Here is a 23,698-nt window from a genome sequence, read left to right on the forward strand (position 1 = left end):
AACCTATGCGTCCCCTGATGTCCATTGGCCACTTCTCCGAGATGACCGGGCTGAGTATCCGGGCGCTGCGGCTGTACGAGCAACAGGGCCTGCTGGCTCCAGCGGCGGTCGACCTCCGAACTGGGTACCGCTTCTACCGCTGGCATCAGCGAACGGTGGCCGAGCGAATTCGCTCGCTGCGCGAGCTCGAGATGCCGCTGGAGCTCATTGCACGTTGCCTGCACGGCGGGTTGGAATTGGGCGCCGCCCTGGAACGCCACGGCGACGCTCTAGAGGCCGAACTTCAGGAGCGTCTCCAGACGCTGCGCCGGGTGCGGGAGGCGCAGACCACTCCGCCCTGGCCAGACTTCGAGGTGCGGGTGCGTCAGCAGCGGGCCTGGCCCGTGCTGAGCGTGCGGTATTACACCTCGTTGAGCCGCTGTGAAGCGGATCGGCGTGAAGGCTACTGCTCGCTGCGCCAGCGTGCCGCGCAGCTGGGCACGCGCGCTGCTGGGCCGCCCCACGCGCACCACCCCCCTCAGGGCGGCTTCGACCCGGATCACTACGCCGTGGCGCTGTCGTTGCCAGTGCGGTTGGCTGTGCCAGGCAGCGAACCTGGCTTCGGAGGAAGGATTGCCTTTACCCGCCTCTGCGGCGACGTGACGCGTCTGCTGCACGCCTATCAGGCGCTGAGCGACTGGCTGGCCCGGTCGCCCCACCTTCGGGCCGGCCCCAGTGCCGAGCGCTATCTCTGCCGGCTGCGCCCAGGCGCCGCACCCCATACCGAAGTCTGGGCGCCCCTTCATGCGCCCCTGGAGGTCTTATGAACCGGATGCGTCCCTTGTTCGTTCTGGTGCTGACCAGCCCCGCGCTCGCTGTTCCCCAGCCCATCACGCTGAAGGCCAGTGACGGCGTAACTGTTTACGGCCAGCATACCGCCGTGTCCAGGCCCAAGGGCGTGCTGCTGCTGTTTCACCAGGCCGACAGCAACCTGCATGAATATGACCCGGTCGCCGCGCGGCTGGCCACAGAGGGCTACGCCAGCCTCGCCATCGATCAGCGCGTGGGGGGCGGGATGTTCGGCGCGGAAAACCGTACCGCGAGGGCGGCCCCACCCGCCGACTATGCCGGGGCGCTGCCCGATCTGGAGGCGGCCCTCGGGTGGGCGAAAACCACCTATCCGAAGACCAAGATTTTTGCGCTGGGGAGCAGTTACAGCGCCATGCTGCTGTTTCCCCTGGCCGCCCGGCACCCCGAGCTGGCCGGGATCTTGGCCTTCAGCCCAGCTGACTATACCGGCGACGGCCTGGCGGTCCGGGCCGCCTCAAGCCTCAAGGTGCCGGTCTTCGCGACCAGCCGGGGCGACCCGGCCGAACGTGAGCAGATGGACGTCGTGTTGAGGGCAGTCCGCAGGGCCAAGGTCACGCGTTTCCAGCCGGTGGGCGGTGGCCTGCACGGCGCCAGCAGTTTGCGCGACGACCGCAACATCCTGGGTACAGCTGGACAATACTGGACGGCCCTGCTGAAGTTCCTCCGCGCACCGTGAAGCCGGCGTGGCCCTAAAGACGAAGGCTCGCCAGTTCACCTGTGATGGGTCAGGCCCAAAGGTGAGGAGACGTCACGAACCAACAGCAGGTCACGGAAGACCAGACCGTCAAGCTGCTCCAAGAGGCCAAGAAAGGCGAAGCTCGTTGAGGAGTGCTGCCAGGCCTGTGGTTGCACTCTGGCGCCGCACTTACACGTGGAAAAGGAAGCACGGGCTCCGTGCTGTTCAGATTTCGGGGCGTACTCCAATTTCTCAAATGGGATCAGGCGCGCTGGGCTATCCCCACAGCACATAAGCCCAAGCTGCCCCCACCCTCAGCCCCGCGGCCAGACTCCAGCGGCCGTGTGGCCGGGTCATCAAGGCGACAGGCCCGCCCCCGCCCCCGCTTCGGCTGTGGGCAGGGAATGTTCTGGTTTTTCACGTCCGGCTTGATTGAGGCCAGATTCGTGTCAGAGCTGTTTCTCTAAGCTGTGCCATGAGCCGCCCTCCTCGCCCGCGTTTGTTCTCCCTCCATACCTGCCCCCCATGAGAGACAGCGATTGGCGGGCGTGGCTGAACAGCTTACCGCCGGATTCCCCCTCACTCCAAGAGCTCCACACTGGGTTGGCGCGGCAGCTGGTGGCTGCTGAAGCCCGCTTGAGTGCAGCACTCTGGCAAGGCGACGCTCCAGGCCAGCGGTCCATCCGAATTGAGTTGAACGAACTCAACTGCCAGTTGCTGCTGCTGGAACGCCGACTCCAAGAGGGGTAGCGTGAGAAGCTTCAGATCTGGGGCTGCGCGTAGAGCTCGCCGGCCTTCCGGGCTTTTCCATCTCGGGCCTTCAGCCGGATCCTGTGTTGGGTCTGGATGTACTTTTTCTCCGGTACATGGCGGTGTCGGCGTGATGGAGAAGCGACTGAACCGTACGGCCATCCTCTGGATAGACGCTTGTTCCTACGCTCGCTGTCACGCACAGCTCCTGACCCGCCAGGGTGATCGGCTCGCTCACCACCTGAGCGACGCGTCTCTGAATGGCCGGAATCATGTCGATGTGGGTCAGGTTCACCAAGGCGGCAAATTCATCGCCGCCCAGGCGCGCCACCACTTCATCACCCTGCAGAACGGATGTCAGCCGCTCACCGACCCGCTGTAAGACGTGGTCACCCCTCTCGTGACCATAGGTGTCGTTGACTTGTTTGAAACCGTCCAGGTCGATGTACAGCACGCAAAAGGGCACGGGTGGGCTGTCGTCGGACGCGGCGTCGATTCGGCGGGCCAACTCCTGTTCAAACCAGCGGCGATTTGGGAGGCCCGTGAGGGCATCTGTGTGCGCCAACTGTTGATACACTCTGGCGCGCTCCAGGGTGGTCGCGTGGCGACCGGCAAAGCGGTAGATGATTCCGGCCAACACAAAACAGGTCAGACTGGACAGATTCAGTTGGACCAGGGCATTCAAAATCCGCCCGTCACGCCCAACCTCTGAAGTGATCGCGTAGATGCAGGACAGCAACACCATCAGGGTCATAAAGACTACGTTGACTATTCGGCCCACGCGGAGATTGGTCGTAATAAAGGTGAACATGAAAACCGCTGGAGTCCAGAAGAACGTTTCGCTTAATCCTACGGGCACCTCGTCGGCATTCGACAGAAAAAACAGGAGATAGCTCAGTTTGGCCAGGAAATAAACGGTGAACCCGATCAGAATGCTCGAGGAGACGAACGCGTATGATTGGGGGTTCCACACCAGGAGGAGGGCCAGGAGGAGGAGGCTCACGAGAATCAGCCGGTACATCACCAGATCGAAGGAATGCTCAGGCTGTGCAGCCGACTCAAACACAAGGGCGACCAGCGTGGCCACGGCGGCCATCGCGAGGATCAGGAGCACCGTGGAGCGGTACACGCCTAACACGTGGGGAGGCGTCTTCGGCTCTCGCGGCTGTCTATTCATGTGGCCGGTAGCTCATTTCTCTCATGATAATCAAAACCGTCTTCCCTTGGTCTGTCTCTCAGCAAGATCAACGCTTTTCGCAGAGGAAGGCGATTCACAGCAGAGCTGTGGGGCATGAATCCCTCGGGCGCGGGTCATCGGTGGCGTCCTTAAACGGTTTTCGACGTCTCCACATAGTACAAGTCCCCAGAGAATATGGTCTCTGAGACGGCACCTGGGTGGGGGGGCAGCGCTGGTACTCCTGGCGGCTTGCCCATCAGTAGCGCGGTGAGGCGGCAGGGCAATCCCGTGAGCGACATTGCTTGTCAGGACGGCCAGTCCTGAAGGGCGAGCTTGTGCGCTGGGGTCGCCTCTCTGGGTGGCGATCCGACCAAGGTCAGCTCCGGATGAGGCGGCCTGAAACTGGTGAACTTCATTGAGGGGCGCATGTTGGCCGGTTTTCCCGTGCCGCTGTGGGCGGCGGTGCCCGCTTCGGCCCAAGACGTCAGGTCGCGGGCCGTGACCACCAATCCGTTCACGGTCTGGAAGGGTCAGGGGAATTTGACCTTTGCCTTCGCGCCGCATGACGACGAGACCACGGTCTACCTGCACACTGTGAAGCCAAGCTCAGCCTTCGGCAAGTTGGGCGTTTGCGTCAGGGCGAGCGAAGAGCGCCGGGCTAGTTCAACACACTTTATGGCGGGTTTTCAGAGGTGGTATGAGAAAGGCAGGCGGTAAGCGTCCAGGAAGGCGGGCGAGTCAGCCAGAGCGTCCTTTGCCTGCTATTCTGCCTCTTATCCACCTTCCCGAGCACGCGGCTCCCGGCCGCGCAGGTGGTATTCACGCGACAGCGATCTCATTCCAGCGCTCAAGTCCTTGTTGTCCCCTGGCCCGTTAGGGGAGAAGGCGTTGCGAGAGCGGCGGGTGAAGGACCCACTGACAGCGCTCAACCCTCACACCTGTTGAAACGCTGTCCTTAGACGCAGGCCGTACGGTTTCCGTACAGCCGGGACAGCACTGCATGCGGCTCCAAATCGCGTAACCTGCCTTGTTCTCTCTTCGCTCCGCTTGGCTTGGAGCGCTGTAAGCTGGCGCTTTCCAGCAGCGAAAACGGGCGCGCGAAGTTGTGTGCCTTTACGCCGGCATCGGGGAGTGCCCTGACCAAAAGAAAACATCAGAAACAGGCGTTTCAGACGTGATTCAAGGTTCTGGCAGGCGTGCGCTCAGGAGCAGGCTCTCCCTCCCGCTGGCATCAACCTGGCCGGATCAGCGGCGCTGCGACGACCAGTTCAGCACATGTTCCATCGGCAGCCAATCGGTGCCGTAGCTGTTGTAGTGCGCAGTTTCAATCCGCCCATCACTTCCAATCAAAAACTCTGCGGGCATGCGGAGCAGTTCCCCGTCGCTTTTCAGGGCTTTGGTACCCATCATCCTGAAGCCCTGCAGCATGGTCGGCAGGTTCCGCAGATCCAGTGTGCCCGCCACACTCATATTGAGGCCGTAGCGGTCATATGTTTCGTCGCGGGGGTCCGCCAAGACTGGGTAAGGGGGATGAAGATGGCCGATCCCGACGCTCAGATCGCTCAACGTGCTGCCCCACACGGTGATGATCCGCACGCCCCGCTGCTTGAGCTGTTCATGCACCGCGATGATTTGGGCATTGTGGGGATTGCACATCGCGCAGGTGCTTTGGCGGTTGAATACCAGCCACACGGGTTGGCCGCGCAATTCGCTGAGCCGCGTTTCTCCCCCGGCCAGATCAGGCAAACAAAAATCGGGGGCCAACTGGCCTGCCCTGAGCCGGGGCGCCACCAGCTTCAGCGCCGCCGCGTCTTCACGGCGCAGCGTCCCGGCCCCCACCAACTGCATGACATTTTGGGTCAGGACATCCCAGCGTTGGCCCAACCGCTCGGCCATTTCTCCCAGCGTTAACCCCCGCAGCGCCGCGTGATACACCCGTTGGGACGACTCCGTCCAGCCCGGCCAAGTGGAGGCCAGAGGTGAAGCCACGAAACAGTCGGAAGGCAGCAGCGCCCGCTCCGATTCCCCTAAGCCTGCCGCGTACTGCTGAGCGGCTTGGACACTTTCGAGGGCGTTGTAGCGGTACAAGCTGTGTGGAGGGGCCGCGCCTGGAAACTGAGTCGAACTCGCTGTACCGGTGCGCCAAGCAAGGGGAAGCAGGGCCGCAACCACCCGTTCGCGGTAGATTTCGTCCACCTTGTCCCGGGTCACGTACCCGCGTTCAATCAGTTGAGACAGGGCGCCAAACAGCGTGGACGTTTGCTGCTGAATCTCGGTCACGGCCACAGGAGGAACGCCGTGCTGCACCAAGGACGCGCTCCACGCCGGCAACATCTGGCTGCGAACGCCCAGCACGTGCCCGTCGAACAGTTGCAAGGCGGTGGTCAGTTTGGGATCGGAGAATGACAACTTCAGTAAGGTGGGTTCGCCTTGCTCGGCGGCTTGAGTGACGGCTTGCAGGGCAGGAACAATTAACACGCCCCGCACCATATCGCTCCACGTTAAGCTAAGACTGCATGACCTCTTGCAGAAGGTGACTTGGAGCAAGCCACATCAGATGGGGACCTCAGACCAACCCGAACCCACACGTGAGGTTCAGGTTTAGGTGCTGGTTCTGCTGCCACCGCCCAGCCAAGACGCCGGGAGAGGGCACGACCTCAGCACCCTGCCCTGAAGGCGCCAGGCCACTCCAAGACATGCAGCGGCACCTGATGCCCGCCGCGCGTCACCTGTAGCGACGTGACCATCCAGCGCACGTCGCCTGCCTGAACTCGGGGAGCCGAGGTTCCCCGAGAGTGTTGCAGGGCCGCCATCAGGTGCCGAGGCCAGTGGCGGGGACAAACATGGGGGCTGAAAAGCAGAACGCTCACGTTAGCCGGGGACTGCACCGACCCGAGTGGGATGGGCAGCGGCCCACCCCGCTCGGTGCTCTTGGGACTTGGCCGGCTTCCTGCCTGCGCTCCCACTTGCCCTGCCCGCCGTCTTCCCAGCTCCCCACGGGCGCAGCTCTCTGGGCATGGAGATTTTCCCCCCTCTGGGCTGGTCATGATGGCGCGCGTGCCGTCAGTGGACGAGAGGGGTGGAGCGACGGGTAATCCAGAGGGCGCCGCATATAAAGGCGAACCGATCCTGGCTGCTGCGGGAGAGGCGGCGCGTCATACCAGCCAGACGCGCGTGGCGGTGGCAGGCGCCCAGGGACTTGCCCGGCCGAGCACAGGTTCAAGTGCCTGAGCCAGCACGGGCAGCGGCAGCAGTTCCAGTACGGGCAGGGCGTCGAGGGCCAGCCGCACGACGGCGCTGGGCACCAGACCCGGGCGGCGCAGCTGGGTTAGGAAGGCGGCGTCGTGCCCCAGCGCCTGGGGGTCGTTTCGGCGGTGCTGTGTCATGGCCCGAGGGGAGTTGGGGGGGAGTGATTGGCGCATGACGCAGCGTCTGGAGAGCGTCAGGCCAACTATTCGTCAATCATCTGCCCCTGCCTAAGGTAAGGACACGGCGGCCGCCTCCCGGGCCAGGCTTCAGAGCGGCCTGGAATTCTGGTACGGCGCTGTCTTGAAGGGCGATCTGGGCGCGTCCAGCGCACCCTCTGTCCCGGCCACCATGAGTGTAAAAAACGTTTACGCGGGTGTTGGCTTCGAGGTCGCTGAACATCAGCCACTGCTTCTGAGCCGCCTCGACTCCCTGGAGCCTGGCCACCCCAAATGCTGAGGCCCTCAGTCCGCGCTCCTGCGGCCCGGGTGAAGCCTGCTGACAGGCTGCGTCATCCGGCGGGCCTCTCTCCACCTCCTCCGGGTTCCGCGACAAACCGGTTCCTCAACAACACCCGGGGAATCCTGAAGCCGGCGCCCTGTTTTCCTCTGATCCCCACTGGTCTACAGTGCGCTATGGAATACACGCGGCTTGGCCAGAGTGGCCTCAAAGTATCCCGCATCTCTTTGGGCACCATGACTTACGGTGATCCGGCGTGGCGGGACTGGGTCTTGCCCGAAGCCCAGAGCCTGCCGTTCATCGTGCGGGCGCTGGAACTCGGGATCAACTTTTTCGATACGGCGGATATGTATTCGCTGGGCAAAAGTGAAGAGGTGTTGGGCCGGACCCTGACGCAGCACGCCCGGCGCGACCAGGTCATCATCGCCACCAAAGTTTTTAATCGGATGGGGCCCGGCGTCAACGAGGCAGGGCTGTCCCGCAAGCACATCATGGACGCGGCTCAGGCCAGTCTGCGGCGCCTGGGCACCGACTACATTGACCTCTACCAGATTCACCGGTTCGATCCCGAGACGCCCATCCTCGAAACCATGACGGCCCTGCACGACCTGGTGAAAATGGGGGCTGTGCGCTATCTCGGCGCGAGCAGCATGCTGGCCTATCAGTTCGCCAAGATGCAGCATGTGGCGGACCTGCACGGCCTGACCCGGTTCGTCAGTATGCAAAATCATTACAATCTGGTCTACCGTGAAGAAGAGCGCGAGATGCTGCCGCTGTGCCGTGAAGACGGCATCGGCGTAATTCCCTGGAGTCCACTGGCCCGGGGCTTTCTGGCTGGAAACCGGCAGGCTGGGGAGGCGAGGACGACCCGGGCGCGGAGCGACACATTCGGTGAGGCGATGTACCGCACCGAAGACGATTACGCTGTCCAGCAGCGTGTGGCCGATGTGGCAGGCCGCCTAGAAGTCACGCCCGCACAGGTGGCGACCGCGTGGCTCCTGCACCAGCCGGGCGTCACGGCGCCCATCATAGGAGCGAGCAAGATGCCGCACCTGGAAGACGCGGTGGCGGCCCTTAGCCTCAAGCTCACCCCCGCCGATCTTCAGGCGCTGGAAGAACCGTACCGGCCCCATCCTGTCCTGGGCATCTGAAGTCCGGTCTGCGCGGGTGGCCTTCCTGCCGAAGAACAGGGGCAGTGAACCTTGCCCGTGCACGCGGCCGCCGAATGGCCCCACCCACCTGTTTCCCAGCCGCTGAAAGTGACGTTGGTGTACCGCTGCCACGGGCCGCAGACTCCTGCCTGCACGACGTCTATTGCCCGGCTGTCGCTCAGCGTTTCCCAGCAGACGGGGCCGGCGACATGCTTCTGGTTCGCTCCGGAGCACAGGCCAGCAGGAAGGTGCAGGCCAGCGCTTCCGTCCTGGATGCCTCATCACGGTTTCCTGTGGTGTCCAGAGGAGTTCCGGCCCGGTTGCAGGCGGTGGGCCGGGCGGTTCCGGTGCCCTTCCGAGGGTCAGCAATCCAGACGCACGCGTAAACTGGGGTCTGGCACGCTGTATTTCATGCCCATGTATTCGGGAATGCGGGGATTGATCTGCAAAATAAATTTGGTGGGCCGCTGCGCCCGGGCCTGCCCTTCGGTCGTTCCTCTGGGATAGGAAAAACGCAGGGCAAAGGTCAGGACACCCCCCTGCAACACGTCTTGACTCCAAGGTTTTAGAAAATCATTGTCATTGAGGGTCAGGGACGTGCCGTCTGCCAGCAGCAACATCGGCTGACTTCCTCCACTGCTGGCGCCGAAGCCGGTGCCCATCAGCGAGGCTGTCTTGGGAATTCCATTTCTGATTTCCAGTTTCACAGCCCATCCGGGGACGTCTGAGCTGCCCGCATCTGGCGTCTGAATAGGCGTCAGAGAGAGCACCTTGGCGCGCCAGATGCCGTTGAACAGCGTCTGATTGAGGCATCCTTCGAGGGCAGCCATTTGATTGGCTCCGCCGCTGGCGTTCCGGGCGGGTGGGAGCGCACTGCCCAGGGCCAGTGTTACCGTGTTTCCTTTGAGCGTTCCGGTCACGCCCAACAGTTTTAGCGCCGAGAGTGGCACATACGTCTCACCGTTGATGACGACTGCATTTTTGCTGATGACCTGCCCATTCACAATGAGGCTGTAAGTGCCGGCGGCCCACGCCAGAGTGGTCAGCCCCAGAGACAGCAGGCCCGCTCTGGTCCACTTGCTGCTGATCGTCATATGCTCCTCCCGCCTGTATGGACGTGCCAAACACCAAGCAAAAGTCAAGACAAGAGTTCAGCGAACGTCAAGGCCGCAGCCGACAGAACCGGACAAAAAGAAACCTCCTGATAAGCTGGGCGAACTCGGTAGCTGGGTAAAACCCGGAAGTTGCGGGCCTGCGCATCTGGGCGGTGGGTGCAGGTGGCCGGCAGGACAGGAGCTACCAATCAGGCGGCGTGGGGCAAGGACGTAGCTGCCCAGGTGCTTTACCGGGTTCCTGAAGAGAGGCCTCATACCGTTTTCGGTCAGCCGCACCTGGAGCGATTCCCTGGCTTTAGAGTACACTTTCCGGCTGTTGCCAAATAGAGCTGACCGTCATCACAGCAGAGAGTCATTTCAGGTCCAGGCGATGTCTGGAAACAAGGAGCGGCGTGAAGCCCACCATCGACCGGACGTGCAGCCGGGTACAGCGGATCTGATCGCAATACAACTCGTCCTGAACGCCGTTTCCGTCTGTGACGATCTTGCTGCCCACGGCGTTTAGGGCGCGGGCGGTACACAGGAGGGCTCAGGCCCAGCAGTGGCCCGCTTATTGCCTTCCCTTGCCGCAAGACCGTTGTGAGGTAAGGCGTGTCACACTGACGACACATCATGCGCGACGGCATTCACGGGGTTGCCCGGCACGTTCTTCCGCTCCTGGCTTGGGGCGCCTATATCGTCGTGTTCCCCAGCCTATACCTCACGTTTGGCGTGGCCGCCACAGCGTTGGCGTACCTGATCGTCGCTGGGGCTGCTAGCGTGAATGGTGCGAAGATCGGCCTGCTGCACGGCCTCCTGAGCTTGCCGGCCATCGTGACTGGCTTTTACCGCGTGAACGGCGTTATCGATGTTCCTGACCTGTTCACGGCTGGGGCGGTAAGTGTGACCGTTGGCATGCTGATGGGCGCTCTTGTGGGGCATCTGCACGACCTACGAGAAACCCTGTCCCATCAGGCCCGCACAGATGCCCTGACCGGGCTGGTCAACCGAACCACTTTTGCCCACAGGCTCGCTCAAATCGTTGACCGCTCCCGGCGCACAGGAGAAGCGATCACGGTCGCTTACATTGACCTCGACCGCTTTAAACCCATCAATGACCAGTACGGTCATCACGTCGGCGATGAGGTGCTCCGTCAGTTGTCAGGGCGTTTGCAGGAGAAACTGGGGCCGCTGGGGACGGTCGGGCGCTTAGGCGGCGATGAGTTTGTGTTTCTCTTGGAGCAGCAGCTCAGTGGGCACCACCTTCCTGAGCTGATCACTCACACGCTCAGCGCGCCGCTCTCCATCGAAGGTCAGCTGCTGAGCGTCGGTGCGAGTGTGGGGGTCTACACCGGAACAGGCGCCGCCACCGACGCGCCCGGCCTGATGCGTGCCGCCGACGCGGCGATGTACGCTGTCAAGGCCGCCCGCCGGGACGCCAGAGCTGTTGACGGAGCGCCCAGCAACGGGCAGGCTCCCGCAGACGACGCTCCAGGAGAAGGCGAACAAGCACCGCACTGACCAACGGGGCGGGGGAAAGCCGCTTATGGCTTGCCCAGAGCACACAAAAGACGGATGTCCTGCGCCAAGTGGGGATCGACGGTGGCGTGTTCTTCAAGTCAGGCCAAGGTGCACAGGGCTGAAGCGCGGTTGTGCTCATCCCCCTGCAGCATTGCCAGCAGACGGGCCGCCACGCTGGGAAAGCGCCACTCAAAACGCCTTTCAGGCGTAAAGAGGTCAGGATCTCCAGGCTCGGCCCGCCACCGCAGCGCTGCGGGCGCCAAGACGTAGTCAACCGCGTACGTTTGGATGAACCGGGTGGCGCTGAGGCGTTCCCCCCGAGCTTCCCGGCGCAGGCCCACCAAGAGGTTGGTGAGGGCTTCATTGATATGCCATTCCTGCGAATGCGTTTGAGGTGTGGGCAGGTTCCCTGAGACGGCCAGTGCGTCTAGAGTGTCCCCGCGTTGCCATACCACACGTCCGGACGCATAGGGGATGTGCTGCAACTCACGCTGCTCAAAGACGGCGTATTCAGCGAAAATCCCGTCCTCGAACAGAATTTTTCGCCCATCCGGCGTGTTGGGAAAGCTGAACGTGACCGGGTGTGCCTGTTCCAGCCAGGTCAGACTTTCAAGGTAATTCGGCGTTGCGCCGGGCGCGACGATCACGAAGAAGTCAAGGTCAGAGTGTTCGTCCAGGCGGCCGATCTCCCTGCCGACAGAGCCAAGCGCCAGCAGGGCAAGCGCGTCTAGCTGTTCACTCAGCGAGGAGGCGATCGCATCAAGGCGGGCGAGCAGGTGAACTGGACTGGGCATTGGCGGCCACTGTCCTAAAAGGGAACGTAAACGCACGTCCTCGCCGGCTCAGCGGTGTCCAGAGGTCAGTGCTGTGAGGTCAGACGGTTCGGGACCACCCAGGCCAAGTGCCGTCAGCCGGCTTAGCACGGCCGTTGCCACAGTCCCAACTGCTGGCGCGCCGTATTGGCTATTGGCCGGCGTCACCAGCTACAGGGAAGGCTCAAAAGGCGCGGTACCCGCCCCCGCCGTCAGGCCAGGAGTCGTGCCGTCGCCGGCCAAGACACATAGACAGCCTAGTGGCAAACGCGGGTCTCCAACGCCCGTGCTTGCCCAAGCTGTACGCGCACGCCTGCGGGTTCACCTCCCCTGCACCCGGCCCGGAGGAGCCGCAGTGATCATGCCAGTTGAGAGAAGTGGTGGGCCAACCCGGGCCCTTTCCAAACTCGTGTGGAGTACCGCGGAGCGTTGGGCGGCGTCAATGCTGCGCTGCACAACGCCGGTCTTCTGGTGACGCCGCGGTGGTTGGAGGTGGCCGAGCATCAGGCCCCCGCAGGTCAGGTGCAAGGGTTGGCCGCTGCCTTTCAGTGCATGCCAGATCTCGGAGCAACGCACGCCCAAGGGCACGCAGGCTCCGCTTTCCCCAGTCACCTGCCGGGTGATTCGGCGCTTGCTGTGGGTGGATCCAACCGGTCGGTTCCGGGGATACGGGTGCTGCGTTTGGTCAGCTCGTAGAGATCCAGCCTGCGGTGACCGCTGCCGTTGCCCGGCTGAACTTCTACAGTCCACCTCATGGACGCGGGAGGAGAGGGGGCCCGGCGTACGCTTCCGGCTCTAAACTTCACACTTGGACGCGGCGCCGCTTGGATGGTTGGGGCCGCCCCAGCGAACAGCTGGTCACGGAGGTCCCGCCCTCAGCGATTGAGCCAAGTGAGGCTGATCGTCTGGCTTTCTCCGGCGGCCAACCGAACCCGGCCCACGGCGACCAGTTGGCGGTTCGGGCCTGAACCGTCGTAGGCCAAGACGCGGTGCTGTCCAGCGCTGCTCCCCGTGTTCCTGATGGTGATCCGCGCGGTGTGGGCCGCCGCATTGATGTGAAGGTCTTGTTCGGCAAACTGGGTATAGCTGAGCCCCGCACCGAAGGGAAAGAGGGCCGGCAGATCGGGGGCGGCAGTCAGGACGGCGGGCAGGGCCCCCGGCCGGGTGGGCCAGCGAAAAGGCAACCGGCCACTCGGATTGCGGTTCCCCCACACGGCGTCTGCCACGGCGCGTCCGCCCTCACTGCCCGGCAAATAGGCCATCAGCAGGGCGTCTGAGGCAGGCAGCACCGTTCGCAGATCCAGCGGCCGACCCGCCAGCAGTACGGTGAGGATGGGTTTCCCAAAGCGGCGAAGGTCTTGCACCCGCACCAGCTCTTGGTCGGTCAGGGCCAACGTTGGGGCATCGGCTTGACCTTCAGCCCCTGGTTTCTCACCCAAGACCCACACGATCACGTCGGCGCCGCGGGCCGCTTGTTGCAGGTCAGCGGGGCTGGAGCCGTCCTGATAGGTGAGGGTGACCCCTGGAGGTACCTGCGCCTTGAGCCCCGCCAAGACGGTGACAGCCTGCACTTGAGTGTCTGGCGGCACGCCTTGCCAGTCCACACTCCAGCCGCCCAACTGAGCGCGGGGATCGCTGGCCGCTGGTCCCACGATCAACACCCGGGGGGTGCGCACAGTCAGCGGAAGAAGCGGTAGTCCACCCACAGCAGCGTTTTTGAGCAGGGTCATCGAGGCCCCGGCCGCCTGATAGGCCAGTTCACGGTCAACGACCTTGGCGGCGGCCTGTGCGGGGTCCACAAACGGATGTTCGAACAGGCCCAGACGAAACTTCAGTGCCAGCACACGGCTGGCTGCCTCATCAAGCCGGGCCATCGGCAGTTTGCCGGAACGAACCAATTGGGTCACGGTGGCGCTGTACGCAGCAGCCTCGGTGGGCACCATCATCACGTCAATGCCCGCCATCACCGCCTGCCGGACGGCGTCCTCCTCACTCGCCGCGGCCTTGTGAACCGTCTGTAGGCGGGCCACGTCATCCCAGTCGGAAATGGTGACGCCATCAAATCCCAAGTCGCGCCTGAGCAGCCCAATCAACAGGTCGCCCGACGCGTGGACGGCCTGGCCGTTGAGGGCGCCGCTGTTGACCATCACCGAGGCTACACCTGCCTGGAAGGCTGCCCGGAACGGGGGCACCAGCAGGCTGTTCAGGGCCGATTCAGCTACAGTTGCCGGCGCCCGGTCGCGGCCGTCGGCGGCCTGCCCATAGCCGATAAAGTGCTTGACGGTGGCGGCCACCCCAGTCAGGGGCGAGGCCTGAAACCCGCGCACTTGTGCGGCGACCAGCGCCGAGACCCACTGGGGATCTTCACCAAACGTCTCGTAGAAGCGGCCCCAACGCGGATCAAGGCCCAGATCTGCATCGGGTGCAAAATTCCAGTTGACCCCGGTGGCCCGTAGCGCTTTGCCTGTGCTGGTGGCCACTTGCTGGGCCAACGCCGGGTCAAAGCTGGCCGCCAGCCCGATATTGTGGGGGAACAGGGTGGCTCCCAGCACGTTGTTGTGCCCGTGTACGCCGTCTGCACCGTAGAGCAGCGGAATCCGCAGCGGCGTCGAGTCAAGCGCGTACCGCTGAAGGGCATTGGTCATCTCGGCCCACGCGGCAGGCGTATTGGGCACCGGCGCAAAGCCGCCCCCAGACAGCACCGATCCGACATGGGCCTGTCCGAGTACTGCGTTTAACTGAACCGGATCCAAGGGGCCACGGGTGTAGCCGTTCCCTGGCATCAGCCGGGTCAAGTTGGTCTGGACGAGTTGTCCGGCCTTTTCTTCCAGCGACATCCGGGACAACAGATCCTGAACGCGGGTAGTGAGGGGAAAGGTGGGGTTTTGGTAGGGCAAAGGCGCGGCTGTAACGGTTGCCAGAGAAGTGGAGCAGTACAAGACGCAGGTCAGCAATTTCATGCAGTTTCCCTTCTTTCCTTGCCCCGCTTGGGGCATCGGAGTTGATCTGCTTACCTTAAGCGATGTTTCCACAGTACGCCGCATGAAGTGCCCGGTGTGCGTCTGTGCACAGCCAACCGAGCAAGGCCCTCCAACCGCCCCGAAAGGGGACCCCGTTCAGAGGCCGAGGGCGGACCGCACGGCCGGGGCCGTCTTCGGGGGATACACCGGAATAAATTCCGCATGATTGACCGTCCACAGTTGGTCGAACAAGGTGTATGGAATAGCGATCTGAGGTCCGTACAACGGGTCCAACACCCGGAAGGTCTGCTGGCCATCATCAAAGCCCGTGACCACCCTGAAATGCGGGATCGTGGACCGTGGTCCCAGCCACTGCAAGACAATGACCGGCACCCCTAACGCCACCAAAGCACGCAGATGGGTCCGGCGCCCCCCCACAAATCGCCGGGCTTCCAACCCGTAGCGGGTCACGTACCTGCCGATGGCGTCAGCGGTCATGTAGCCTGTGGGGGTGGCTTTGGCAACCGCGGCGACTTGCTGCTGAGAGACCTGCTGGCCGTAGTATCCCAGCACGCTGGCAATCGCTTGAGGGCCGCAGTTGTTGAAGGTCTGGTACGCAAACGGCATGGCTTGTAACCGCATCGCTGGAGGCAAGGCGGAGCGGGCCTGCGCGTCCGCGCCGCTTGGACTTGGTCCCCATAGGGTGGCCGCAAGCATGCACCAGCTCAGCAACTGCCGCCGGAGACCGCGCCGTCCCCGACTGGCCGTCCCTCTGCTCAGCGTCACCGAGCTCAGCTCCACGGTCCTGGCTCCGAACCAGTCCTCGACTCGCCAGGTCATCTCTTCACCTTTAGCCGTATTGGTTGGCGGTTCCCGTACGGCGGTAGTCCCAACACTGCGGGCGTCGCGCGTTGGAAAGAGGTAGTGCTACCGCCGCTCGGTTGCCAGAGGACGCTCACCAGCAGGCCGTCCTGCGCTGTGGAGTCATCCCTGACAGGGCAGAGCAACGTCCCAACAGGCAAAATCGAACGGCGGACAAATCTCTGGACACCCCTTATTGTGTCAACCGACTCTCACATCCCCCTGACAAAGGGGATGCACAAAGGCACACGCTGAGCTATCAAAGGTGTGGTGGAGGCGCAGTTCGGGTTGGGGGCTTCTGCTCCTCGAAGGCCACCAGGGACCCGGTAGCCCACGGCTGAGTGATAACAGCGGGATCTAGGATCTAGAGCACCTCACTCCACTCGGAGCCCCCCGTTCGCGTCTGGGCACGGCCTGGCTGCACTTCCCCCAGTTTCCGTCTTTAACATTGTGCAAAAGCTTTCATGAACAGCGTTCTCTCCACAATAGAAGTGGACGGGAGTCGTGCCCTTGCAGATCTGCCGCCACGCCCAGCGCTGGCAAGCTTGGGCTGGACAAGGATGTGCGGCAGAGCACTTCAACGTCAACTGGGTAGAGCAAGTCCTGATCTGCTGTGTAGGGCAGGCAGAGCAGCGTCAGTTGGACGGAGGCCGTGGATCGCCAGCAGTGGGCGGTCATCAAGATGGGACTCCCGGTCACCCAGTGCGGGGTATGCCCGGTCAAGACCAACTGCACCACGGCATCGCGGCGAACGGCGGATCCTTCAAGAGCGGGAGCGGCGTGAGGCAATGCTGGAGTGGCGGCCTTGGACACAGACCAAGGAATTTGCAGTGCGGTGGAGGAAGCGCGCTGGGAGGAGAAGAACGATTTCCACCGGTGTGTGGGTGACCGGTGCAGGCCGGTCACGGTAGTGCGGGGTGAAAAAAACACGTTGACAGCATCTGTGGACTGCTGTTGCCCTGAACAGGCTGCAAGCAACTGATGACTTGTACGGGGGTCTGGGTCCGGGGACGCCCGTGACCCCATTTGCCCGCCGACTGGCGCAGGTCGCCGGAGTCAACCAGTGGTCATCGAAGATGCGCCAGAGCGGCAAGATCCAGGTGTCCCTCAGAATGGTCAATGCACGATGCCGGACTTACGCGCCGTGGTATCCGCTGGTGACCGCCGAGGATCACAAGTCCCCTTCACCACGCGGCAGTGACGAATAACATGATCAGGTCACGGTTCAGCTGGCGGCTGAGCAACCGGGCCTGTGATCCGAAGAGGAACAGGCCCCGCTGTCGGGCGGGGGCCAGGGGAGCTGAGTCTAGACTGAGGTGACTGGCGCGGCGGCCTGGTGCTGGGCGCTTGGGTTAGTCCTCCACACCGAGCCTGCTCCTTCTGCGTTTCAGCCAGAAATCGATAAATGTCTCGACTTGTTTCAACGATGTTTGGAACCGGACAGATTTGATGAGGTAGCCGCTGGCGTGCAGCGTATAGGCTTGAGCGACGTCCTCAGGGTTCGCAGACGTGGTCAGCATCACCACGGGAATGGTACAAAACCGGGGATGCTGTTTGAGAGCCGCCAACACCTCAAACCCATTCATTCTGGGCATATTGATGTCCAGCAACACGACATCAGGCAAGGGGGTGTCTGGGCGCTCCAGCAGGGCCAAGGCCGCCTGGCCACTCTCTGCGGTGATCAACATGCTGGCGTCGTCCAGCATCGAAAAAGCCTCATCAGCCAGCAGACGATCGAGGGGATCGTCATCAATCAGCAGCACCCTCAGGGGTTCGGTCACAGCGGAGGGTACAGGCCGGGGGCGGCCAGATGCAGGTTGAACACTTGAAGGGTCATACCCGACTGTACCGGAGAGTGTGGCTCAGCGGTGTGGACTGAATCCCTCAGACAGGCTCTGCGGCACTGCTGAGGGTGGCTGTCAGAACAGCCTTGAGCACAGGCTGCCCAATCAGGCGAGGCTGACGATCCTTCCGGTGTCTTGAGTCTGCAAGAGACGGGATGGAGGCAACATCCTGAACGCTGCAGGGGAGACGGTGAAAGTGGTTTTCCTTGTCTGTATCACGTTGATACCCAGTTCTTGAAGTCCGTCAGTGACGTATCACCTGTCCACAGGGTTCAGCTCACCTTGTCCCACCTGCGGTTCACTGTCTGATGAAGGTTCACTGAATTCGCTGGCAGAGGCTGAACTTGGGCCACTCTTGGCCTCGCTTGAGCGGGCGGCGCCGACGAGCCCTTCAGGTCTCCATCCACCAATTTGTAAGCCGCTATAAAGACCGTCTGCTGTACAACGGACAAGTTCATTCTAAGTACGTGAGATGCATAGGAGCCCGTCCAGCTGACCTCCTTCACAATAAAAAACACACCACAATTGTTTGGCAGCGACGATTTTTTCGCTGAGGAGACTTTGCTTTGAACCCCCCGCTCAGCGTCAATACCAATACGCCCGAACAACATGAACCACGCGCACGCCTCGCCTGTACTGAGGGATATGGGTTGGGCTGTCCGTGGACCTTAGGATGCCCATGAGGCTGCACCCTGGCCAACGCGCCAACCTCGCAGATCTGGGGCCCCTGCCCATCCCGGTGTACTGCGACAGTGCCGCCCTGATCATCGCGGTTCGGGTCGGCAGCACTGTCGAGGAACTGTTCAGCATCTACAACAGTCAGGACGTCGGTGGTGGACTCACCGGTGAGCTGCAGTGTCTCGTCAACCTGGTAGACATCCCAGCCGTGGTGGATGACCTGACGATGATTGCCCACAGCCCACGCGTTTTGTCGGGCACCGTACAAATCGGCGCCGTCCAGTTTGACCTCGCTGAACTTGGGTCCGGCAACACCTGTGGGGTGTTTGGGCGCTTTTACCGCTACAACGGACAGTGGAAATACGCCGCTATGAACCTGGGTTTTCCGGCCTTGGCTGGACTGGCAGGCCTGCTGCGCGTTTCAGAGGCGCGCCTGAATCCCGCGCCTGCTGCGTCTTAACCTGCTGCCCTGTTCCCAGATCTGCCCCTGCGCCCCCAGGGTGCACAGAGCGTGTATCGGGAATCCGTTGCTCCCCCGGTGGAAGACACGTCGCGGCTGACGTCCAAGTTCGTAGGAGGCCAGTCACGGACTGCTTCGGTGGAACCGCTGTCTTGGAGTCCGCCTGAATGCTGGTGCCAGGAGCGATGCCGCTCAGCGGCAACGGCGAGCTCAACTTGTCTGGGCCCGCAGCGCTGACAAGCAGGCCACTCTCACTGGGCAAACGTCCTCAGGCGCGGCGGCACAGTGTGGATCACGGCTTCATCAAACCGTCCATGATGGAAACTGTTTCGCGCCACCACCGTTAGTCCCTGTCCCCCTGGCACTGTTGGTTGTGGAAGGCAGCACTGAACCCGCAGGACTGCCCGTGGGTAATGACGTCTCCTCACGTTCCAACCAGACCACTCAGGGTGAAGCAGGCCTTCGTCTTTGCCCATACGGTTCAGTGTTGAGGGAAGTCCCGCACCCGCTTGATCTTGCACCGCTGAGTAGTTCGCACCCCCGTTTAGAGTGAACCCAAAGTACCGGGCCAGCAAGCAAGTCACTTCTAGGTGCAATGATACTGGGTGGCGAATTCGGCCGGTGGGACATACCCCAAACTGGAATGCAGCCGTTCCTGGTTATACAGCTGACCGATGAAGTGGTTGATATGGCGCTGTGCGTCGTTGAAGTCGAGATAGTCCTGTAGATCAACCTCCTCCGTTTTCAGGGTCTTGTAAAAGCTTTCCATGCGGGCGTTGTCGTAGGGGTTGCCTTTTCTGGACATGCTGGGAATGAGACCGGCCTCCCGAAGCCGATTGACGTAGACGTGACTCGCGTACCCTGACCCCTGGTCAGAATGGTGGAGCAAGCCTGGGCCCGGACAACGTGCTGCAAGCGCGTTGTTGAGTGCCTTCAAGGCCAGCACCGCGTCAATACACCTGGACATGGCCCAGCCCACGATTTCTCGGGTGAAGCTGTCGAGGACGCAGGCGAGGTACACAAAGCCACTCTTGACCCAGACGTAGGTCAGATCGACGTGCCAGACTTGGTTGGGTTGAGTCGGCACCACCGTGGGCAACAGATTCGGAAAACGACGTTCGCTGTGCGTTGAGTCCGTGGTGGCCTGAAATCGCCGTTTGGGACGGCATAACAACCCCCCGGCTCGCATCACGCGTAAGACGCGCTTGTGGTTGGTTGGACGCCCCCGACGCGCCAGTTCATGGGTCACGCGACGATACCCGTAGCCAGTCCACTTCAGCGCGATAGCCTCAATCTCTTGGGCCAGCCCAAGATCCGGGTTGACCGGTGTCCGAGTCTGCTGACCCAGATACCACGACCGGCTGACCGCATGCAGCTCACACAAGCGACGTACCGACACCGTGGGATGCGTGCTGCGCGCATCCGTAATCATTTGGTGCCGTGTTTCGAGCGGTACGTCGCCAACGATTTTTTCAAAATCGTGTTCTCCAGAGCCAGTTGACCGCAGTACCGTTCTAACTCGGCAATGCGAAGTTCGTCGCTACGATCCGTCGTGGCACCATCGGTAAAAGCGGCTTCCCCACGCGCCTCAACCTCTTTGCGCCAGCGATGAATCAGGCTCGGAGCCAGTGAATGTAGGCGACTGAGATGGGCCGTGGTGTGCTGGCCGGTGTTGATCTGGCTGACCACCTCAAGTTTGAAGTCGCGGCTGTGATTTCGTCCGGGCATCTGATCTCCTTCGCGGTGCAGTCAGCGTACCCGCTGACTGGGGCAAAGTGTCTTGGCCTGTGGTCCTGTCAGATGGGGTCAGTCCAGTTTTAGGAACGTTGTGCGCGTACAGCCGTGCCGCAGGTGCATTTTCGGAGGTGACGGCCGACCTGCTTCAGCAGGCCCGCCACCTCGCGGCGGTCGCCATTGAGCATCATCGCCTCAAGGACAGCCTCGCGTACCAGGCGCAGCATGACGCCCTCACGGGTCTGCCCAACCGCATCCTCTTCAATACGCGGCTCGAACGTGCCGTACAACAGGCGGAGGACACCCACATCCCCGCTGCTCTGGCGCTCATCGATCTCGACGACTTCAAAGTCATCAACGACGTCCACGGGAACCAAGTGGGGGACGAGGTTTTGCAGGAGATCACGCGCCGCCTCCTGCGGCTCACCCGCTGGAGCGATACCCTGGCGCGGGTGGGGGGGGACGAGTTTACGGTCGTCTTGCCCCACACCCACCAGGAAGAAGCCGAAACGATCTTGCGGCAGATGCTGCAGAGCATCACGGCACCGATCCTGGTGGGTGAACAGGAACTGCTGATCAGTGCCTCAATCGGCATCTCTATGCTCACGAATGGCGCAGGCGACGTGACGCACCTGCAACGTCACGCGGATCTGGCGATGCAGTCAGCCAAAACCCACAAGGCAGGTATTGCGTTCTATCAGCCAAAAATGAACCGTCAAGCGGCGGAGCGTATGCACCTCGCGCAGTACCTGCGCCGCGCGGTTGAACTCGGTGAACTCGAACTTCACTATCAGCCGCAGGTCAATTTGGTCGACGGCACGTTAAGCGGTATGGAAGCCCTGCTGCGCTGGCGGCATCCCCTGTTGGGTCCCGTTGCACCGCTCCGCTTCATTCCGGTGGCGGAAGAAACGGGGCTCATCGTTCCCATAGGGGAATGGGTGCTCCGGGAAGCCTGTAGGCAAGCCGCCGTTTGGAGAGGTCAGGGGTACGAGACTCTGCGCATGGCGGTGAATGTTTCCGTGCTGCAGTTCGAACGGGACGGCTTCGTTCAGATGGTCGCCCAAGTGCTTGAGGACACTGGACTGTACCCTCAAGCGCTCGAACTAGAGCTGACGGAAAGCGCCGTCATGCGGAACGTAGAGGAATCGGCGCGGCGGATGAAGCAGTTGCGGTCCCTGGGTGTCTCCTTGGCCGTCGATGATTTTGGTACGGGGTATTCCAGCCTGAGTTACCTCTCGCGCCTTCCTCTCAACGTCTTGAAGATCGACCGTTCTTTTGTGACCCATCTTCATCAGGATTCGTCCGCCTTGCCAGTGGTTCGGGCCATTATAAGTCTGGCCCACAACTTGGGCCTCACCACCATTGCGGAAGGAATCGAAACGCAGCAGGAGTGCGACCTCCTCCGGGAATTGGGTTGCCACCAAGGCCAAGGCTACCTGATCGCCCGGCCTCTGCCTGCCTTAGAAGCGCTGCCCCCTCAAAAGCGGCTTTTCTTGCCGCGTGAGTACAGGCAGTGAACGCGTCACCACCCATTCCTCATTCGGCACCCCGAATGGACCGTCCCCAAAATCTGGCCTATGCGCAGCGGTACGGACTCACTTGGGTGTGGCGACGGACGTGGGCGGCACCCTCCTTGCTCCGGCAGGCGTCGCCGCTGCCCGCCTGACATTCGCGCACTCGGTGCACTCTCAGGTGGGAACCACAGCTGTGTGCGGAACGCTTGTGCTGCTGGTTCTCACCACCGTCAACCTTCAGTCTGGCCGGCCAAGACCACGCGTGAAAGCACGTCTGGCACGAAGTCCACTTAGCGGGCGCCATCCAAAAGTCGGAGGCGTGTGGCCTCAATCTGCACCTGGCGTCTTGCTGGCCAGTCTTGAGGGCTGCAGCCCTATGGTGAAGGTGTCCTGGTCTTCTGAAGCTCTGGGGACGCAACTGCAGTTTACCCAGTGCCGCTTGAATTCGGTGCACTCCAATGGCGTTGCCTTGAGCTTTTCATTCCTGATCCAGCACCCTTGGCCAGAGGTGGGGTGCCGCAACGTCGCCTGGCGCGGCCGTTCGTACCGACGATCTCGTGGCTGCGTCCACGCGCTGTGCAGTGGGTCTCAAAATCGCCACGACGCGGCGCCGGTGTACTGATGAAAGCGCCGCAAGCTGAGCTGGGGATGGCTCTGCCAAGAGCTGCCGCACTGTTCGCGCACCATCCAACTTCAGCTGCTATTTGCCAGGATCCACTTCAGATGGCCGTGCTCGCGTTTGAGCAGCCTGACGCCCTGATCCGGACGCTCTCCAGCCAAGCGGACCCGGCCCGTCTTCAGAAACGGGGCTTTCCACTGGTGGATCAAACTTTCGTTACCATCATGCTGTCAGGCCGCTTCTGTCCTGCCCGACTCTCTACGTGAGACGCTCAGGCCGAGGGCTTCCTTGAGGTCGGTCATTCAGGTGTTTTATTGCTTCCTCATGATGCTGCCCCGTGAGCTCGTTCCCCGTTTCTAGGGGGTCAGGTCCTGAAAGTCCTTCATAGCGCATTTCCGTCTGTATTACACAATGCCCATGCGCAACCTGGCTCGCCCCAGCGCTCGGCCCAGCTCTACCAGTGTCACCTGCTCAGCGTCATAGTGAAGTTCCATGTTCCCCGACGAACTGGAGTCGGCCCGGATGACGCCTGGCTGACGCCGCAAGTAGGCGGCGGCCTTGCCACCGATAACAGTATCTACCGGAACACCGTTTTCTAGCAGCACGTTCAGCAGTACCCGGGTGGCCCGGACGGGAGAAGCAGCGGTCATCCAGTCAATGTACTGGGCTGACCCTGTCAAACATCTTTCAGCGCCTCCTGGTTCATACGGGACTCAGATGAGTTCCAACTCCAAGAGCTGCTTCGCTGAGGCCGCCCCACACGGCCGACGAGGTGGAACTCGCTGATCCACAGGCCGAGTGTCCGGTGCAGCGATCCCGCGGGCAGATCCTGTGGCTTCACAGCAAGAGGGTATCGATTCCGGAGATCAAGGCGGTAACGGATTTTTTGCGCACGACGATCAGCACGTTGATTCGGGCCTACAACGAAGGTGGAGCAGCGGCAGCCGTAGACCGACGGCGCTGGAATAGAGCTGCTGCGGCCCTGAACCCGGAGCAGCGGCTGGTTTAAGTGCTTTAGAGGCCGCCCGCAACGAGGGTCCTGTGAACAAGCCAACCAATGCAAGCCTCCGTGCACGAGCAAATGGGGGGAGAGGGGACGTCTCCCTCTGCGGGAAGCTTCTTGAGAAAGCTCGGATGCACAGGATAAGTGCCGGGTCCGGTTCATGTTTACGTGGCGGCCGCACAACAGGCGGGCTTGATCAAAAAGTCCAAACGGTCTTTAGAACGGCATGCGCGGCCTCTCGCGGAAAACAGGTGCAGCTGTGGGTGCAGGATGAGGGACGATTTGGCCTT

General features: G+C 62.1%; 21 protein-coding genes. 9 read left to right on the plus strand and 12 right to left on the minus strand.

Translation table 11 applies throughout. The features are described from left to right. Window positions 1-5: 5 nt before the first annotated feature. Both E7T06_RS13945 and E7T06_RS13950 read left to right on the plus strand, forming a co-directional pair. Complete coding sequence (locus tag E7T06_RS13945; protein ID WP_168733540.1) at window positions 6-806, plus strand: MerR family transcriptional regulator; 801 nt, start codon at window positions 6-8, stop codon at window positions 804-806. Then, window positions 803-1,525 carry an alpha/beta hydrolase gene (locus tag E7T06_RS13950; RefSeq protein WP_136366395.1) on the plus strand — a complete coding sequence of 241 codons (723 nt, stop codon included), beginning with the start codon at window positions 803-805 and terminating at the stop codon, window positions 1,523-1,525. The genes E7T06_RS13945 and E7T06_RS13950 overlap by 4 nt, the downstream gene beginning before the upstream one ends. Window positions 1,526-2,345: 820 nt before the next feature. On the opposite strand, the gene E7T06_RS13960 is transcribed toward E7T06_RS13950, so the two are convergent. Continuing rightward, window positions 2,346-3,404 carry a GGDEF domain-containing protein gene (locus tag E7T06_RS13960; RefSeq protein ID WP_168733541.1) on the minus strand — a complete coding sequence of 353 codons (1,059 nt, stop codon included), beginning with the start codon at window positions 3,402-3,404 and terminating at the stop codon, window positions 2,346-2,348. 453 nt (window positions 3,405-3,857) lie between these two features. Between E7T06_RS13960 and E7T06_RS13965 the strand changes: the two genes are divergently transcribed. Next, complete coding sequence (locus tag E7T06_RS13965; protein WP_168733542.1) at window positions 3,858-4,169, plus strand: hypothetical protein; 312 nt, start codon at window positions 3,858-3,860, stop codon at window positions 4,167-4,169. A gap of 528 nt (window positions 4,170-4,697) precedes the next feature. On the opposite strand, the gene E7T06_RS13970 is transcribed toward E7T06_RS13965, so the two are convergent. Beyond that, window positions 4,698-5,930, minus strand: coding sequence for a peroxiredoxin-like family protein (locus E7T06_RS13970; RefSeq protein ID WP_168733543.1), 1,233 nt, complete (start codon window positions 5,928-5,930; stop codon window positions 4,698-4,700). 677 nt (window positions 5,931-6,607) lie between these two features. Beyond that, window positions 6,608-6,838 (minus strand): hypothetical protein, encoded by a 231-nt coding sequence (locus tag E7T06_RS13975; protein WP_136366400.1) that lies wholly within the window; start codon window positions 6,836-6,838, stop codon window positions 6,608-6,610. 495 nt (window positions 6,839-7,333) lie between these two features. On the opposite strand from E7T06_RS13975, the gene E7T06_RS13980 reads away from it, so the two are divergent. Continuing rightward, complete coding sequence (locus E7T06_RS13980) at window positions 7,334-8,308, plus strand: aldo/keto reductase (protein WP_136366401.1); 975 nt, start codon at window positions 7,334-7,336, stop codon at window positions 8,306-8,308. Window positions 8,309-8,670: 362 nt separating this feature from the next. On the opposite strand, the gene E7T06_RS13985 is transcribed toward E7T06_RS13980, so the two are convergent. Further along, the gene (locus tag E7T06_RS13985; protein ID WP_136366402.1) at window positions 8,671-9,402 is read right to left on the minus strand and encodes a hypothetical protein; all 732 of its coding nucleotides are present in this window, start codon (window positions 9,400-9,402) and stop codon (window positions 8,671-8,673) included. A gap of 633 nt (window positions 9,403-10,035) precedes the next feature. On the opposite strand from E7T06_RS13985, the gene E7T06_RS13990 reads away from it, so the two are divergent. Beyond that, entirely contained in the window at window positions 10,036-10,923 is an 888-nt protein-coding gene (locus E7T06_RS13990) for a GGDEF domain-containing protein (protein ID WP_136366403.1), read from the plus strand. 98 nt (window positions 10,924-11,021) lie between these two features. Here E7T06_RS13990 and E7T06_RS13995 read toward each other — a convergent pair whose 3' ends face one another. From E7T06_RS13995 to E7T06_RS14005, 4 genes are all read right to left on the minus strand, one after another. Beyond that, complete coding sequence (locus E7T06_RS13995; protein ID WP_136366404.1) at window positions 11,022-11,717, minus strand: hypothetical protein; 696 nt, start codon at window positions 11,715-11,717, stop codon at window positions 11,022-11,024. A 626-nt stretch (window positions 11,718-12,343) separates the two neighbouring features. Further along, on the minus strand, window positions 12,344-12,490 hold the full coding sequence (locus E7T06_RS21270; RefSeq protein WP_168733544.1) for a hypothetical protein: 147 nt from the start codon (window positions 12,488-12,490) through the stop codon (window positions 12,344-12,346). A gap of 120 nt (window positions 12,491-12,610) precedes the next feature. Continuing rightward, the gene (locus tag E7T06_RS14000; protein ID WP_168733545.1) at window positions 12,611-14,695 is read right to left on the minus strand and encodes a glycoside hydrolase family 3 N-terminal domain-containing protein; all 2,085 of its coding nucleotides are present in this window, start codon (window positions 14,693-14,695) and stop codon (window positions 12,611-12,613) included. A 156-nt stretch (window positions 14,696-14,851) separates the two neighbouring features. Then, on the minus strand, window positions 14,852-15,412 hold the full coding sequence (locus tag E7T06_RS14005) for a C39 family peptidase (protein WP_168733546.1): 561 nt from the start codon (window positions 15,410-15,412) through the stop codon (window positions 14,852-14,854). 1,160 nt (window positions 15,413-16,572) lie between these two features. Here E7T06_RS14005 and E7T06_RS14010 point away from each other — a divergent pair. After that, window positions 16,573-16,764 (plus strand): hypothetical protein, encoded by a 192-nt coding sequence (locus E7T06_RS14010; protein ID WP_136366407.1) that lies wholly within the window; start codon window positions 16,573-16,575, stop codon window positions 16,762-16,764. Window positions 16,765-16,908: 144 nt separating this feature from the next. On the opposite strand, the gene E7T06_RS14015 is transcribed toward E7T06_RS14010, so the two are convergent. Then, on the minus strand, window positions 16,909-17,337 hold the full coding sequence (locus E7T06_RS14015; RefSeq protein WP_136366408.1) for a response regulator: 429 nt from the start codon (window positions 17,335-17,337) through the stop codon (window positions 16,909-16,911). A gap of 742 nt (window positions 17,338-18,079) precedes the next feature. On the opposite strand from E7T06_RS14015, the gene E7T06_RS14020 reads away from it, so the two are divergent. After that, window positions 18,080-18,538 (plus strand): TerD family protein, encoded by a 459-nt coding sequence (locus E7T06_RS14020; protein ID WP_168733547.1) that lies wholly within the window; start codon window positions 18,080-18,082, stop codon window positions 18,536-18,538. A 586-nt stretch (window positions 18,539-19,124) separates the two neighbouring features. Here E7T06_RS14020 and E7T06_RS14025 read toward each other — a convergent pair. Beyond that, on the minus strand, window positions 19,125-19,970 hold the full coding sequence (locus E7T06_RS14025; protein ID WP_136366410.1) for an IS3 family transposase: 846 nt from the start codon (window positions 19,968-19,970) through the stop codon (window positions 19,125-19,127). Next, window positions 19,967-20,266: a transposase gene (locus E7T06_RS14030; RefSeq protein ID WP_136366411.1), complete on the minus strand. Its 300-nt coding sequence runs from the start codon at window positions 20,264-20,266 to the stop codon at window positions 19,967-19,969. The genes E7T06_RS14025 and E7T06_RS14030 overlap by 4 nt, the downstream gene beginning before the upstream one ends. Window positions 20,267-20,403: 137 nt before the next feature. Here E7T06_RS14030 and E7T06_RS14035 point away from each other — a divergent pair, with 137 nt between their 5' ends. Beyond that, the gene (locus E7T06_RS14035) at window positions 20,404-21,789 is read left to right on the plus strand and encodes an EAL domain-containing protein (RefSeq protein WP_168733548.1); all 1,386 of its coding nucleotides are present in this window, start codon (window positions 20,404-20,406) and stop codon (window positions 21,787-21,789) included. A 1,020-nt stretch (window positions 21,790-22,809) separates the two neighbouring features. Here the strand turns inward: E7T06_RS14035 and E7T06_RS14045 are convergent. Then, window positions 22,810-23,055: a hypothetical protein gene (locus E7T06_RS14045; RefSeq protein WP_136366413.1), complete on the minus strand. Its 246-nt coding sequence runs from the start codon at window positions 23,053-23,055 to the stop codon at window positions 22,810-22,812. 155 nt (window positions 23,056-23,210) lie between these two features. On the opposite strand from E7T06_RS14045, the gene E7T06_RS14050 reads away from it, so the two are divergent. Continuing rightward, the gene (locus E7T06_RS14050) at window positions 23,211-23,414 is read left to right on the plus strand and encodes a helix-turn-helix domain-containing protein (RefSeq protein WP_240741070.1); all 204 of its coding nucleotides are present in this window, start codon (window positions 23,211-23,213) and stop codon (window positions 23,412-23,414) included. Window positions 23,415-23,698: the final 284 nt, after the last annotated feature.

The organism is Deinococcus sp. Arct2-2, assembly GCF_004801315.1.
Lineage (GTDB): Bacteria > Deinococcota > Deinococci > Deinococcales > Deinococcaceae > Deinococcus.

Coding starts and splice junctions, on each gene's coding strand:
- E7T06_RS13945 (WP_168733540.1), top strand. CDS start 6: ATGCGTCCCCTGATGTCCATTGGCCACTTCTCCGAGATGACCGGGCTG.
- E7T06_RS13950 (WP_136366395.1), top strand. CDS start 803: ATGAACCGGATGCGTCCCTTGTTCGTTCTGGTGCTGACCAGCCCCGCG.
- E7T06_RS13975 (WP_136366400.1), bottom strand. CDS start 6,838: ATGACACAGCACCGCCGAAACGACCCCCAGGCGCTGGGGCACGACGCC.
- E7T06_RS13980 (WP_136366401.1), top strand. CDS start 7,334: ATGGAATACACGCGGCTTGGCCAGAGTGGCCTCAAAGTATCCCGCATC.
- E7T06_RS13985 (WP_136366402.1), bottom strand. CDS start 9,402: ATGACGATCAGCAGCAAGTGGACCAGAGCGGGCCTGCTGTCTCTGGGG.
- E7T06_RS13990 (WP_136366403.1), top strand. CDS start 10,036: ATGCGCGACGGCATTCACGGGGTTGCCCGGCACGTTCTTCCGCTCCTG.
- E7T06_RS13995 (WP_136366404.1), bottom strand. CDS start 11,717: ATGCCCAGTCCAGTTCACCTGCTCGCCCGCCTTGATGCGATCGCCTCC.
- E7T06_RS21270 (WP_168733544.1), bottom strand. CDS start 12,490: ATGAGGTGGACTGTAGAAGTTCAGCCGGGCAACGGCAGCGGTCACCGC.
- E7T06_RS14000 (WP_168733545.1), bottom strand. CDS start 14,695: ATGAAATTGCTGACCTGCGTCTTGTACTGCTCCACTTCTCTGGCAACC.
- E7T06_RS14005 (WP_168733546.1), bottom strand. CDS start 15,412: ATGCTTGCGGCCACCCTATGGGGACCAAGTCCAAGCGGCGCGGACGCG.
- E7T06_RS14020 (WP_168733547.1), top strand. CDS start 18,080: ATGAGGCTGCACCCTGGCCAACGCGCCAACCTCGCAGATCTGGGGCCC.
- E7T06_RS14025 (WP_136366410.1), bottom strand. CDS start 19,970: ATGATTACGGATGCGCGCAGCACGCATCCCACGGTGTCGGTACGTCGC.
- E7T06_RS14030 (WP_136366411.1), bottom strand. CDS start 20,266: ATGCCCGGACGAAATCACAGCCGCGACTTCAAACTTGAGGTGGTCAGC.
- E7T06_RS14045 (WP_136366413.1), bottom strand. CDS start 23,055: ATGACCGCTGCTTCTCCCGTCCGGGCCACCCGGGTACTGCTGAACGTG.